Here is a 15,138-nt window from a genome sequence, read left to right on the forward strand (position 1 = left end):
AGGCTGCTTAAAACCCTATTTTTACAATTAAAATTAAATAATAAAAACGAACCATGTCAAAAAATCTCCTAATCGTAGAATCCCCCAACAAAATCAAATCCGTGAAAAAATATCTCGGTGGCGATTTTGAAGTACTCGCGTCTTTCGGACACGTCCGCGACCTGATTCCCAAAGATGGCGCAGTCAATCCCGAAGATAATTTTGCGATGAAATATCAAATCATTAGCAAAAACAGCAAACACGTTGATGCCATCGTTGCCGCCGCCAAAGAAGCAGAACACATCTATTTGGCAACCGACCCCGACCGCGAAGGCGAAGCGATTTCGTGGCACATCGCAGAAATCCTGAAATCCAAACGCGGCATGAAAGGCGTAATGGATAAAATTCAACGTGTTGTCTTCCACGAAGTTACGCCCAAAGGTGTGCAGGCTGCTATTCAAAATCCGCGTAGTTTGGACATGAATTTGGTGGACGCGCAACAAACGCGCCGCGCTTTGGATTATTTGGTGGGCTTTAATTTGTCGCCGTTGCTGTGGAAAAAAATCCGCTACGGCTTGTCGGCTGGGCGTGTGCAAAGTCCTGCGTTGCGTTTGATTTGCGAGCGTGAAAACGAAATTAAGGCGTTTGAATCGCAAGAATATTGGTCAATTCATTTGGATAGCCACAAGGGTCGCACCAAATTTTCAGCGAAATTAACCCATTGGCAAAACAATAAGTTAGAGCAATTTTCACTACCCGACGAAGCCAGTCAAGCAAGTATTTTAGCCGCATTGCAAGGCAAAACCGCGCAAGTGGCTGATGTAACCAAGAAAAAAGCAACACGCAAACCAGCTGCGCCGTACACCACTTCCACGATGCAGCAGGACGCGGTTCGCAAATTGGGTTTCACGACTGACCGCACGATGCGTACCGCGCAACAGCTTTTTGAAGGCATTGACGTGGGGCAAGGCGCGGTGGGTTTGATTACCTATATGCGTACCGATAGCGTTACTTTATCGGAAGACGCGCTGACGGAAATTCGCCATTACATTGAAAATAAAATTGGCGCGGATTTTCTGCCATCTTCGGCGAAAATGTATAAAACGAAGTCTAAAAACGCACAAGAAGCGCACGAAGCGATTCGCCCGACTTCGGTTTATCGTTCGCCTGAAAGCGTGAAGCCGTTTTTGTCGGCTGACCAATTTAAGTTGTACCAAATGATTTGGCAGCGCACGGTGGCGTGTCAAATGGTGGACGCGAAATTTGACGCGACAACGGTAGATATTAACGTGGGCGAGGGTGTGTTCCGCGCTACGGGGCAAGTGTTGGTTTTTGCTGGCTTTTTGAGCGTGTATCAAGAGGGCGAGGACGAGGAAGATGCTGCCGAAGACCAGAAAAAGCTGCCTGAAATGGCGGTGGGCGATGTTGTGCCTGTGGATAATCTGTATGGCGAACAACATTTCACACAACCGCCGCCGCGTTTCAATGAAGCGACTTTGGTAAAAGCGTTGGAAGAATTTGGCATTGGTCGTCCATCAACTTATGCGAGCATTATCAAGACGTTAAAAGACCGTGAATATGTGATCGTGGAACAACGCCGTTTTCAGCCGACTGATACAGGCGAGATTGTGAATAAGTTTTTGACCGAGCATTTTGAGCAGTATGTGGATTACGATTTCACGGCGAAATTGGAAGACCAACTGGACGAAATTGCGAATGGCAAACGCGAGTGGATTCCTGTGATGGATAAATTCTGGAAAGGTTTTCACAAGCAAGTGGTTGAAAAAGAAGGCATTGAACGCGCCAAATTCACTACGGAAGAACTGGACGAAACGTGTCCGCAATGTGGCAATCACAAATTGCAAATTAAATTTGGTCGCGCTGGGCGTTTTGTGGCGTGTGCTGGCTATCCTGAATGCAGCTACACGCGCAATGTGAACGAAACCGCCGAGCAAGCCGCCGAACGTGTGGCGAAAGAAGTGGCAGAGCAAGCGGAATTGGAAGGGCGTGAATGTCCGAAATGCGGCAGTCAGTTGGTTTACAAAACGAGTCGTTCAGGCAGCAAGTTTATTGGTTGCGCGAATTATCCGAAGTGTAAACACGTTGAGCCGTTGGAAAAGCCGAAAGACACGGGCGTAACGTGTCCGCAATGCGGCAAGGGGCATTTGGTGGAACGCAAATCGCGTTTTGGCACGACTTTTTACAGTTGCGATTGCTATCCTGATTGTAAATACGCGGTTAATCACGAACCGTTAAACGAGCCGTGTCCGCAATGTGGCTGGAAAGTTACGATGCGGAAAGTGACGAAGCGTTGGGGCGTTGAGCGCGTTTGTCCGCAGAAAGAGTGTGGCTGGAAAGAGCAGCTTGAACCGCCTACACCGAAAGAGGAGTAAACCAACACGGAAAAAGCAGCCTGCACTTTTTGGGTAAACCTAATGTGCAGGCTGCTTTTTAATAAAAACGTTCATCAAACCAAAACGGACAAACAATCTAAACTGTTTGTCCGTTTTCTATTGCAGGCTACTTTTTAAACATCAAAGCAGCCTGCACTTTTTTGCGATTACGCGTCTTGTTGTTCGTCTGCTGCTGGTTGGTTAGCAACCGCATCTGCGCTGCGTTGTGCTGCCCAAGCCGCACGACGTGAACGATGGTAGCTCAAACCTGTACCCGCAGGAATCAAGCGACCCACAATCACGTTTTCTTTCAAGCCGCGCAAGTCGTCTTTGCGACCCATAATGGCAGCTTCGGTCAATACGCGCGTGGTTTCTTGGAACGATGCCGCAGAAATGAAGCTGTCGGTACTCAAAGACGCTTTGGTAATACCCAACAACACATTTTCAAAGCGAGCAGGCTCTTTGCCAGCGGCGATGGCTTGCTCGTTGGCAATCATCACTTCGGCGCGTTCTACTTGTTCGCCTGTAATGAAGTTGGTGTCGCCAGCGTCCACGATGTTCACGCGGCGCAACATTTGGCGAATAATCACTTCAATGTGTTTGTCAGAAATTTTCACACCTTGTAAGCGGTAAACCTCTTGAACCTCTTGTACGATGTAGCGTGTCAGAGCTTCAATGCCTTGCAAGCGCAAGATGTCGTGTGGATCAACCGCGCCGTCCACAACGGTTTCGCCACGGTTTACTACTTGACCATCATGCACCAACAGTTGTTTCTCTTTGGAAATCAAAGTCTCGTATGCCACGCCGTCCAAATCGGTAATCACCAAGCGTTGTTTGCCTTTGGTTTCTTTACCAAATGAAACTGTACCTGTTACTTCGGCAAGCATGCCTGCGTCTTTTGGCACACGCGCTTCAAACAATTCGGCTACGCGCGGCAAACCACCCGTAATATCGCGTGTTTTGGTTGATGCTTGCGGAATACGCGCCAACACATCGCCCTTGCCAATTTCTTGACCTTCACGTACTTGGATAATCGCGCCTACTTGGAACGCCATAGACACAGGGGTATCTGTGCCAGGAATCATCACAGGCTCGCCATTTTCGTCCAATAATTTAACCGTTGGGCGCAACAATTTGCTGGTGCTGCCACGACGTTTGCCGTCAATCACCACCAAAGTAGACAAGCCTGTTACGTCGTCCACTTGACGGGTAACGGTTACACCTTCTTCCACATTTTCAAACTCCACACGACCTGCGTGTTCGGTAATCATTGGGTGCGTATGCGGGTCCCAAGTCGCCAGCGTTGTGCCTGCTTTCAACTCTTCGCCATCTTGCACTTTCAGCGTTGCACCGTAAGGGATTTTGTGCAATTCACGTTCGCGACCTGCTGCGTCCAAAATCATGATTTCGCAAGAGCGACCAATCACAATCAATTCGCCTTTGTTGTTGGCGATGTAACGCATTTGGCTGTTGAAGCGAACCGTACCGTTTGATTTTGCTTCTACTTGGCTGGCTGCTGCTGCTCGAGATGCCGCACCACCAATGTGGAACGTACGCATTGTCAGCTGTGTACCTGGTTCACCAATAGATTGCGCTGCGATGACGCCGACTGCTTCGCCTGCGTTCACCAATTTACCGCGTGCCAAGTCGCGACCATAACATTTTGCGCACAAGCCATAACGTGTTTGGCAAGTGATTGGTGTGCGGACTTTCACTTCGTCCACGCCAGAGTTGTCAATCAAATCAACCAGTTTTTCGTCCAGCATTGTGCCAGCTTCAATCAATGTGCTGCCTGTGCTTGGGTCAATCACATCGGTTGCGGTTACACGACCCAAAATACGGTCACGCAATGGCTCAATAATATCGCCGCCTTGTACCACGGCTTTCATTGAGAAACCTTCTGATGTGCCGCAATCGTCTTCAACCACTACCAAGTCTTGTGTTACGTCCACCAAACGGCGAGTCAAGTAACCAGAGTTCGCTGTTTTCAATGCCGTATCCGCCAAACCTTTACGCGCACCGTGTGTCGCAATAAAGTATTGCAATACCGTCAAACCCTCGCGAAAGTTCGCAGTAATGGGCGTTTCGATAATCGAGCCGTCAGGTTTTGCCATCAAACCACGCATACCAGACAACTGTTTAATCTGTGCTGCCGAACCACGCGCACCAGAGTCCGCCATCATGTAAATTGAGTTGAACGACTCTTGGTCAACTTCTTTGCCTTCGCGGTCAATCACTTTTTGCGTAGACAAGTTGTCCATCATGGCTTTGGCGATTTTATCGCCTGCACGACCCCAAATATCCACAACTTTATTGTAGCGTTCGCCGTTGGTTACCAAACCTTGACGGTATTGATCTTCGATTTCTTTTACTTCGGCATTCGCTTCGGCAAGCAATGCAGGTTTTTCTTTTGGAATTTCCATATCATCAACGCAAATGGAGATACCACCTTTCGCTGCCAATGCAAAACCTGTATACATCAAGTGGTCAGCAAAAATCACTGTATCGCGCAAACCGCACAAGCGGAATGATGCGTTAATTAATTTAGAAATCGCTTTTTTCTTCAATGCGGTATCGATGTAGCTGAATGGCAAGCCTTTTGGCAAGATTTCAGACAGCAACGCACGACCCACAGTGGTGTTGTAGCGTTTAATCACAGGCTCAAATTCGCCTGCTTCGTTTTTCACCCACTCACGCAAGCGAACGGTAATTTTTGTACCTAATTCCACTTGTTTGGTGTGGTAAGCACGGTGTACTTCTTTCACATCGGCGAACAATGTGCCTTCGCCTTTTGCGTTGATTTTGTCGCGAGTCATGTAGTACAGACCCAATACAATATCTTGAGACGGTACGATAATTGGCTCGCCGTTTGCAGGGGCTAACACGTTGTTTGATGCCAACATCAACGTACGCGCTTCCATTTGCGCTTCCAAAGACAATGGAACGTGAACCGCCATTTGGTCGCCGTCAAAGTCCGCGTTAAACGCCGCGCACACCAATGGGTGCAACTGAATCGCTTTACCTTCAATCAAAATCGGCTCAAACGCTTGAATACCCAAACGGTGCAAGGTTGGCGCACGGTTCAGCAAAATTGGGTGTTCGCGAATCACTTCTTCCAAGATGTCCCAAACTTCTGGCACTTCTTGCTCTACCAATTTTTTGGCTGCCTTAACGGTGGTTGCCAATTCACGTTTTTCCAATTTGTGGAAAATAAACGGTTTGAACAACTCCAACGCCATTTTTTTCGGCAAACCACATTGGTGCAAACGCAAGTAAGGACCTACTGTAATCACAGAACGACCAGAGTAGTCCACACGTTTACCCAGCAAGTTTTGACGAAAACGACCGCTTTTACCTTTAATCATGTCAGACAAAGATTTCAATGGGCGTTTGCTTGCGCCAGTCATCGCTTTACCACGACGACCATTGTCCAACAAGCTATCAACCGCTTCTTGCAACATACGTTTTTCGTTGCGGACGATGATGTCAGGCGCACGCAATTCCAACAAGCGTTTCAAACGGTTGTTACGGTTAATCACGCGGCGATACAAATCGTTCAAATCAGAAGTGGCAAAACGTCCGCCGTCCAATGGCACGAGTGGGCGCAAATCAGGCGGCAAGACTGGCAACACGTCCATAATCATCCACTCTAATTTCATGCCAGAACGTTGGAATGCTTCCAATACTTTCAAACGTTTAGCGATTTTTTTGATTTTGGTGTCGCTGCTGGTTGATTGCAATTCTTGGCGCAAAGTTTCAATTTCTTGTTCCACATTCAGGCTGCGTAACAATTCACGCACGCCTTCGGCACCCATGTGTGCATCAAATTCTTCGCCAAATTCTTCTAATTTGTTGTAGTAATCTTCTTCGGTCAATAATTGGCGACGTTGCAGGCTGGTTAAACCTGGGTCAGTTACCACAAATGCTTCAAAATACAACACACGCTCAATATCGCGCAAAGTCATGTCCAACACCATACCCAAACGGCTTGGCAATGATTTCAAAAACCAAATGTGGGCAACAGGCGCAGCCAATTCAATATGACCCATGCGCTCGCGACGAACTTTGGTCAGGGTAACTTCTACGCCACATTTTTCACAGGTAACGCCTTTGTATTTCAAGCGTTTGTATTTGCCGCACAAGCATTCGTAGTCTTTAACTGGACCGAAAATTTTGGCGCAAAACAAGCCGTCGCGTTCTGGTTTGAATGTGCGATAGTTAATCGTTTCGGGTTTTTTCACTTCGCCGTAAGACCATGAGCGGATTGTCTCTGGCGACGCGATGCCAATTTTAATGGCATCAAATTCTTCTGAACCTGCTTGTTGCAGGGGGGCGAATAAATCGGTTAAGTTCATTTTTGCTCCTAGTTTGGGCGATTTTTTGAGACTTTTTTGGATATTTTTAGGAAAAAGGGAAACTGGGTTTTTCAGGCTGCCCGAAATTATCAATACGTTTTACATTGCACCGCACTGTCTTCACAGAACATAGCGTTATGATTTTTACGACATTGTTGCAAAGCTGCCAAGCGAGCTCTACCTAGATTCACATTTTCTGCACGATAGGTATCAGTAAAGGCTTGAATGCTACATACATGTACGGTTTGAGCGTGTGATGATTGACCTAATCGTTCAACCAGCAATTGATTTACTTGCTCGGTTAAGCGAGCCACTTGTCGCTCTAAAACAGCAATACGTTCGCTGTCGCTCATAGTAGGTGCAGCATAGACTGTCGTAGTGTACAACATCAACACCAATAGAAAATGTTTCATCGTTTTCATCATCAATCTCCCTAACTTAATAACTTTAGATAGCAGCCTGAAACTGCGTTTTAAACCTTTTCAGGCAGCCTGAAACAAAGTTAGTTCTGTTCCAAATCAATATCCAAGCCCAGCGAACGGATTTCTTTCACAATCACGTTAAACGACTCAGGCATACCTGCGTCAATTTTGTGTTCGCCTTTGACGATGTTTTCATACATTTTGGTACGACCTGTTACGTCATCGGATTTAACCGTCAGCATTTCTTGTAATGTGTATGCCGCGCCGTATGCTTCCAATGCCCAAACCTCCATCTCACCGAAACGCTGACCACCAAATTGTGCTTTACCACCCAACGGTTGTTGCGTTACCAAAGAGTATGGACCTGTTGAACGCGCGTGCATTTTTTCATCTACCAAGTGGTGCAGTTTCAAATAGTGCATCACGCCCACCGTTACACGGCGGTCAAACGGTTCGCCAGAGCGTCCGTCAAACAAGCGGATTTGCGTTTTGGTGTCGTTGAAATCCAGTTTTTGCATTTCAGGGTCATCGCTTGGGTAAGCCAATTCCAGCATATCAAAGATTTCTTTTTCTTTCGCGCCGTCAAATACTGGCGATGCAAAAGTCACACCACGTTTCAAATTGTGCGCCAACGTCAAAATTTCATCATCGGTCAAGCTGTCCAAATCTTCTTGTTTACCGCTATGGTTATACAGTTTATCCAAGAATTGACGGATTTCGCCGACTTTGCGTTGTTCAGCCAGCATACGGTCAATGCGTTGTCCAATGCCTTTTGCCGCCCAACCCAAGTGTACTTCCAAAATCTGACCAATGTTCATACGAGACGGTACGCCCAACGGGTTCAACACGATGTCCACCGTGCGACCGTCCGCCATGTAAGGCATATCTTCCACAGGCAGAATGCGCGATACCACACCTTTGTTACCGTGGCGACCGGCCATTTTATCGCCTGCCTGTAAACGGCGTTTGATGGCGATAAACACTTTAACCATTTTTTGAACACCTGGTGGCAACTCGTCGCCTTGTGTCATTTTGCGTTTTTTCACTTCATACAACTCTTCCGCTTCTTGGCGTTTTTGTTGCAATGAAAGTTTAATCAATTCCATTTGTTTGGCAATGTCTTCATCCGCAATGCGAACATCAAACCAATCGTGGCGGCTAGGCAATTCGCGCAAGTATTCGGCGGTAACTTCTTTGCCTTTGGCTAATTTGTTTGGTCCGCCGTTGGCAACTTGTCCCACAATCATGCGCTCAATACGGTCAAATGCGTCATTGTCAAAAATACGAATTTGGTCGTTCAAATCTTGGCGATAGCGTTTCAATTCCACTTCAATAATGGATTGAGCGCGTTTGTCGCGTTGAATGCCTTCGCGTGTGAACACCTGCACATCAATTACCGTACCGCTCATGCCTGTTGGCATACGCAATGAAGTATCTTTCACGTCAGATGCTTTTTCGCCAAAAATCGCACGCAGCAATTTTTCTTCTGGGGTCAGTTGCGTTTCGCCTTTTGGCGTTACTTTGCCGACCAACACGTCGCCCGCTTCCACTTCCGCGCCGATGTAAACAATACCGCTTTCGTCCAAACGGTTTTGCATTTTTTCAGACAGGTTTGGAATATCGCGTGTGATGTCTTCCGCGCCCAATTTGGTATCACGCGCCACCACGTTCAATTCTTCAATGTGAATGGACGTGTAACGGTCATCAGCCGCCACGCGCTCGCTAATCAAAATCGAGTCTTCGTAGTTGTAACCATTCCACGGCATGAACGCAATCGTCATGTTTTGACCCAAAGCCAATTCACCCAAATCAGTTGATGCGCCGTCCGCAATCAAATCGCCTTTTTGCAGCACATCGCCAGCGTTTACGGCTGGGCGTTGGTTGATGTTGGTAGATTGGTTTGAGCGTGTGAATTTAACCAAGTTGTAAATATCCACACCGCCTTGTTCTGCGGTTGCTTCGGCATCGTGTACGCGGATAACCACGCGGTTTGCGTCCACATATTCCACCATGCCGCCGCGACGCGCTACGATTGCTGTTGCGCTGTCCACCGCTACCGAGCGTTCAATGCCTGTACCTACCATTGGTTTTTCAGCACGCAAACATGGCACGGCTTGACGTTGCATGTTCGCACCCATCAATGCGCGGTTCGCGTCATCGTGTTCCAAGAATGGAATCAACGAAGCCGCCACAGACACCACTTGACCCGTTGCCACGTCCATGTATTGAACGCGGTCGGCGGTTGCCAAAATAGTTTCGCCTTTTTCACGGCAGGTAATCAATTCATCTTTCAGGCAGCCATTTTCGTCTAAATCCGAGTTTGCCTGTGCAATCACATAGCGGCCTTCTTCAATCGCTGACAAGTAGTTAATTTCGTTGGTTACTTTGCCATCTACCACGCGGCGGTATGGCGTTTCCAAGAAACCATATTCATTAGTACGCGCATAAACCGACAGCGAGTTAATCAAACCAATGTTTGGACCCTCTGGCGTTTCAATAGGACATACGCGACCGTAATGCGTTGGGTGTACGTCGCGGACTTCAAAGCCAGCGCGTTCACGAGTCAAACCACCAGGACCCAATGCAGAAACGCGGCGTTTGTGCGTTACTTCTGATAATGGGTTGGTTTGGTCCATAAATTGTGATAATTGGCTAGAACCGAAAAATTCTTTGATGGCTGCTGAAACAGGTTTCGCGTTAATCAAATCGGTTGGCATCAAGCCTTCGCTTTCCGCTTGGTTCAAACGCTCTTTGACTGCACGTTCCACACGCGCCAAACCGCTACGGAATTGGTTTTCTACCAACTCGCCCACAGAACGTACGCGGCGGTTACCCAAGTGGTCAATGTCATCAACTTCGCCATGTCCATTACGTAATTCAACCAAAGTGGCAATCGTTACAACGATGTCTTCCACGCTCAAAATGTGCAATTTGGCTTCTTTTTCACCTACGCCAGCAAAAGTTTGGTTCACCAAACGACCATACCAGTTGTTTTCTTGTGCAGGCAGCAATTTTTGTTCGTAAGTGCGCGTGTTGAATTTCATGCGACCCACGCGAGACAAATCGTAGCTTTCTTCTTGGAAGAACAAACGGTTGAACAACGCTTCTACTGCTTCTTCGGTAGGCGGTTCACCAGGGCGCATCATGCGGTAAATGGCAATACGCGCCGCTTGTTTGTCGCGTGTTTCATCAGTGCGTAATGTCGCAGAAATATAGCCACCTGCTTCGGTTTCATTGGTAAACAAAGTTTGGATTTGCGTAATACCATTGATATCAAACTGTGCCAATAATTCTTCTGTAATTTCTGTATTAGCTACCGCCAACACTTCGCCTGTTGCGCTGGCAACAATGTCTTTTGCCAACGTTTTGCCAACCAAAGTTTCAGGCTCAACATTCAAACGAGTCAAACCAGCCGCTTGAATATCGCGAATATTTTTCGCATTGATACGCTTACCAGCCGTTACCAACACTTTGCCATCATTGTCTACGATATCAAATTTTGCCGTTTCACCACGCAAGCGTTCCGCCACCACTTCTGCCTGAACAGTTTGACCAAACAGATAATAGGTTTCTGCATCATAGAACATATCCAAAATTTGTTCGTTATCGTAGCCCAATGCACGCAACAAAATCGTAACGGGTATCTTACGGCGACGGTCGATACGGAAATACAACAAATCTTTCGGGTCAAATTCAAAGTCCAACCACGAACCGCGATAAGGAATAATGCGCGCCGAGAACAACAATTTGCCAGACGAATGCGTTTTGCCACGGTCATGCTCGAAGAACACACCTGGCGAACGGTGCAACTGAGACACAATCACACGTTCTGTACCATTAATCACGAATGAACCACTTGGCGTCATCAATGGAATTTCACCCATATAAACGGTATTTTCGCGTACCTCTTTAATTTCTCTATCCTCAGGTTTTGCGCCTTCTTTATTGAAAATAACCAATTTAATTTTGGCACGCAAAGGAGCAGCATAAGTAATACCACGAAGCTGACATTCAGGAATATCGAATTCAGGCTCGCCCAAAATATATTGGTCAAATTGCAACTCTGCATAACCATTATTGCTCAAAATAGGAAAAATTGAACTAAAAGCAGCCTGCAAACCCTCGTCTACACGCTTATCCGCAGAACGATTTTGCTGCAAAAAATGGCTATACGATTCTAATTGAGTCGTTAGCAAATACGGAACTTCCAAAATCGTCTCACGCTTCGCAAAACTTTTGCGAATACGTTTTTTCCCTGTAAAGGTATAACTCATGAACACACTCCTAAAATAAATGCCTGCTCATCTTGTTACGCAAGCAGCCTGCACTGTTTTAAAACTTAATATTTAAAAAAATTTACAATAATTTTCTATTTACTTGCTTAAAAATAGTAAATTATTGTAAATTTACCAATTTTCAATCTGTAAAAGCGCAAACAAGGCTGGTAGTGTAAAACTACCAGCCTTATCGGTCAAATTGTCAGAAAATCAAAATTATTTGATTTCAACTTTCGCGCCAGCTTCTTCCAATTGTTTTTTCATGTCGTCAGCTTCAGCTTGAGAAACACCTTCTTTCAATGTTTTAGGTGCGCCGTCTACCAAGTCTTTAGCTTCTTTCAAGCCCAAGCCAGTGATTGCACGAACAACTTTAATCACGCCAACTTTTTGGTCACCAGCAGATGCTAAGATAACGTCAAATTCAGTTTTCGCTTCAGCAGCAGCAGCGCCGCCAGCAGCTGGACCTGCAACTGCAACTGCAACAGCAGAAACACCGAATTTTTCTTCGAACGCTTTAACCAACTCGTTCAATTCCATAACAGTCAATTGTTCAACTGCATTCAAAATGTCTTCTTTAGTAATAGCCATGCTATCAAACTCCAAAATATTGATTTAAATATAAAATTTCAAACGGATAAAATCGTGGAAAAATTAAGCGTTTTCGCTTTCTTTTTTCTCTGCCAAGGCTGCCAATGCACGCGCAAAGCCTGAAACAGGCGATTGCATAACGAACAACAATTTTGACAACAATTCTTCGCGGCTTGGGATAGATGCCAACTCAGTTACCTGAACAACATTTAACACTTCACCGTTGTAAGAACCAGCTTTGATTACGATTTTATCATCTTTTTTCGCGAATTGGTGCAGCACTTTTGCGGCAGCTACGGCATCTTCAGATGCAGCGTAAACCAATGGACCAACCATTTGGTCAGCTAAGCCAGCAAAAGAAGTTCCTTCAACTGCTCGACGAGCCAATGTGTTTTTCAAAACGCGTAAGTATACGCCTTCTTTACGAGCATTAGCGCGAAGTTCAGTCATGCTTGCAACACTGATACCGCGATATTCAGCAACCACCATAGTTTGAGCGTTCGCAATAGCTGCGTTAATCTCTTCTACGGCTGCTTTCTTGGTTTCAATATTGAGACTCAAGGTCTACCTCCCACTGTTTAAATTCAGATAGCCCAAAATAGACTACCCACCAGCGCGGCAACCTGATTAGACATTTTGTATTAAAATGATTATTTTCAGGACTACCGTCTGCGTAGGGTGATTTTTAAAACTTGCGTTCCCTACGGTCTTGGACATCTACTTAATTTTATTTAAGTAGCCCAGTTCCAAGCAGCCATTTTCAGGCTGCCTGAAAGATTCTTAGTTGTTTACACTTGAAGTATCAACACGAACACCTAAGCCCATAGTGCTAGATACTGCGATTTTTTTCAAGTATTGACCTTTAGCAGCAGCAGGTTTTGCTTTTACCAAAGCATCCAACAACGCATCAAAGTTCTCTTTCAAATCCGCTTCAGCGAAAGAAGCGCGACCGATTGTAGCGTGGATAATACCTGCTTTATCAGTGCGGTATTGAACTTGACCTGCTTTAGCATTTTTAACTGCTTCAGCCACATTAGGAGTAACAGTACCTACTTTAGGATTTGGCATTAAACCACGTGGACCCAAGATGGTACCCAATTGACCAACGATACGCATTGCATCAGGAGAAGCAATCACTACGTCAAAGTCCATGTTACCTTTTTTGATTTCTTCAGCCAAATCTTCAAAACCAACGATATCTGCACCAGCCACTTTAGCTGCTTCAGCATTCGCGCCTTGCGTGAATACAGCTACGCGAGTGGTTTTACCAGTACCTTTTGGCAATACAACAGAACCACGAATAACTTGGTCAGATTTACGTGGGTCTACACCCAAGTTGAAAGATACATCAACTGATTCGTCAAATTTTGCAATTGCTGCTTTTTTTACCAAAGCAATGGCTTCGTCAATCGCGTACAATTTGTTAGCTTCAACAGTTGCGCGGATTGCTTTTAAGCGTTTAGAGATTTTAGCCATTACACCACTCCTTCAGTATTCAAGCCCATAGAACGTGCAGAACCAGCGATTGTGCGTACAGCTGCATCCAAATCAGCAGCAGTCAAATCAGGCTGCTTAGTTTTTGCAATTTCTTCTAATTGAGCGCGTGTTACTGTACCCACCTTATTAGTCAATGGGTTAGAGCTACCACTTTTAATGCCTGCTGCTTTTTTCAACAAGATAGAGGCAGGAGGTGTTTTCAATACGAATGTGAAAGATTTATCCGCATACGCTGTAATGACTACAGGTGTTGGCAAACCAGGTTCAATACCTTGAGTTGCTGCGTTAAATGCTTTACAAAATTCCATAATATTCAAACCACGCTGACCCAAAGCTGGGCCAACTGGTGGTGATGGGTTGGCTTTACCTGCAGGAATTTGCAGTTTGATGTAGCCAATGACTTTCTTTGCCATGTTTCAAGACTCCAAAAAACGGGTATAACGCAGAACCATTCTGCTCCCCAAAAATTAAGCTATCGATTATAGCCAAGATTTTTTATTTTTACAAGCAAAATCAAAATGCAGGCTGCTTTTGCCATTTAGACGATTTTTTCAACCTGCCCAAATTCCAATTCAACAGGCGTTTCGCGACCAAAAATTTGTACATTTACGCGCAATTTATTTCGCTCATAATCCACATGCTCAACTGTACCATTGGTATCTGCAAAGGGCCCAGCTACAACACGAATTTGCTGTCCAATATCAAACTCCACACGTGGCTTAGGTTTTTTATATCCACCCTCTTCACTCTTACCACCCACTTGTTCCATCATGATATCCACTTCTTTTTGCGTGATAGGCAAAGGCCGGTGCAATGTACCACCAATAAAACCATTTACCCTTGGCGTGCTTTTTACCAAGTGCCAAGAGCTGTCGGTCATTTCCATTTCAACCAACACATAACCAGGGAAAAACTTGCGCTCCGAAATATTGCGCCGACCATTTTTTACATCTACCACTTCTTCCACAGGCACCAAAATACGTCCGAAATAATCTTCCATACCTTCGCGAGCAATGCGTTCTTTTAATGTTTTTTGCACATTTTTTTCAAAGCCCGAATAAGCCTGTACTACGTACCATCTTTTTGCCATACCACTCTCTCCCACTCGTTAATATCCGTTTAAATAACCAAATAATTTAGCAATGATTGTATCTACGCCAAAAATAAATAAAGCAAAAATAATGACAAATACAATCACAAAAATTGTAATCTGCACCGCATCATTACGCTTGGACCATACAACTTTTTTGAATTCTTTAAATGATTCCTTAATATATCGGAATAATCTAAATCCGCTTTCTTGCTCATGCTCTGTTTTTTGACTCACGATACACCTCTTTTCGTACTATTTAAATAATCCGTATATACAAGAAAAAACTAACCAAGCTTTCCACTTGGTTAGTTTTTGATATGGCAGGCCAAGTAGGTCTCGAACCTACAACCCTCGGTTTTGGAGACCGATACTCTACCAATTGAGCTATTGACCTTTAATTTTTAGCGATTAAGCAATCACGTTAGCCACAACGCCCGCACCAACGGTACGACCACCTTCACGAATCGCAAAACGCAAACCGTTTTCCATAGCGATAGGTGCAATCAACTCAACAGTGATTTTCACGTTTTCGCC

General features: G+C 45.4%; 11 protein-coding genes and 1 tRNA gene. 1 reads left to right on the plus strand and 11 read right to left on the minus strand.

Annotated features, from left to right (window positions below):
- Positions 1-53 precede the first annotated feature (53 nt).
- A complete protein-coding gene (gene topA, locus BQ5809_RS04655) occupies positions 54-2,372 on the plus strand; it encodes a type I DNA topoisomerase (protein ID WP_003787925.1) in 2,319 nt (772 codons plus the stop codon).
- 167 nt (positions 2,373-2,539) lie between these two features.
- Here topA and rpoC read toward each other — a convergent pair whose 3' ends face one another.
- The 11 genes from rpoC to BQ5809_RS10285 all read right to left on the minus strand — a co-directional run.
- Positions 2,540-6,727, minus strand: a complete 4,188-nt coding sequence (gene rpoC, locus BQ5809_RS04660) for a DNA-directed RNA polymerase subunit beta' (protein WP_032827810.1) — start codon at positions 6,725-6,727, stop codon at positions 2,540-2,542.
- Positions 6,728-6,816: 89 nt separating this feature from the next.
- A complete protein-coding gene (locus BQ5809_RS04665) occupies positions 6,817-7,152 on the minus strand; it encodes a hypothetical protein (RefSeq protein WP_003787931.1) in 336 nt (111 codons plus the stop codon).
- A 77-nt stretch (positions 7,153-7,229) separates the two neighbouring features.
- Positions 7,230-11,423: a DNA-directed RNA polymerase subunit beta gene (rpoB, locus tag BQ5809_RS04670; protein ID WP_003787933.1), complete on the minus strand. Its 4,194-nt coding sequence runs from the start codon at positions 11,421-11,423 to the stop codon at positions 7,230-7,232.
- Positions 11,424-11,642: 219 nt separating this feature from the next.
- Positions 11,643-12,014: a 50S ribosomal protein L7/L12 gene (gene rplL, locus BQ5809_RS04675; RefSeq protein ID WP_003787935.1), complete on the minus strand. Its 372-nt coding sequence runs from the start codon at positions 12,012-12,014 to the stop codon at positions 11,643-11,645.
- Between the two features lie 63 nt (positions 12,015-12,077).
- Entirely contained in the window at positions 12,078-12,575 is a 498-nt protein-coding gene (rplJ, locus tag BQ5809_RS04680; protein WP_003787936.1) for a 50S ribosomal protein L10, read from the minus strand.
- 219 nt (positions 12,576-12,794) lie between these two features.
- Positions 12,795-13,490: a 50S ribosomal protein L1 gene (gene rplA, locus BQ5809_RS04685; RefSeq protein WP_003787938.1), complete on the minus strand. Its 696-nt coding sequence runs from the start codon at positions 13,488-13,490 to the stop codon at positions 12,795-12,797.
- Complete coding sequence (rplK, locus tag BQ5809_RS04690) at positions 13,490-13,924, minus strand: 50S ribosomal protein L11 (RefSeq protein WP_003787941.1); 435 nt, start codon at positions 13,922-13,924, stop codon at positions 13,490-13,492. The genes rplA and rplK overlap by 1 nt, the downstream gene beginning before the upstream one ends.
- Positions 13,925-14,049: 125 nt before the next feature.
- Entirely contained in the window at positions 14,050-14,601 is a 552-nt protein-coding gene (nusG, locus tag BQ5809_RS04695) for a transcription termination/antitermination protein NusG (protein WP_003787944.1), read from the minus strand.
- 18 nt (positions 14,602-14,619) lie between these two features.
- The gene (gene secE, locus BQ5809_RS04700) at positions 14,620-14,838 is read right to left on the minus strand and encodes a preprotein translocase subunit SecE (protein WP_003787947.1); all 219 of its coding nucleotides are present in this window, start codon (positions 14,836-14,838) and stop codon (positions 14,620-14,622) included.
- Between the two features lie 84 nt (positions 14,839-14,922).
- A tRNA-Trp gene (locus BQ5809_RS04705) sits at positions 14,923-14,998 on the minus strand.
- A 14-nt stretch (positions 14,999-15,012) separates the two neighbouring features.
- The coding region (locus BQ5809_RS10285; protein ID WP_081353473.1) for an EF-Tu C-terminal domain-related protein at positions 15,013-15,138 on the minus strand (126 nt) is incomplete at its 5' end.

The sequence above is a fragment of the Kingella kingae ATCC 23330 genome, assembly GCF_900111845.1.
Taxonomy (GTDB): domain Bacteria; phylum Pseudomonadota; class Gammaproteobacteria; order Burkholderiales; family Neisseriaceae; genus Kingella; species Kingella kingae.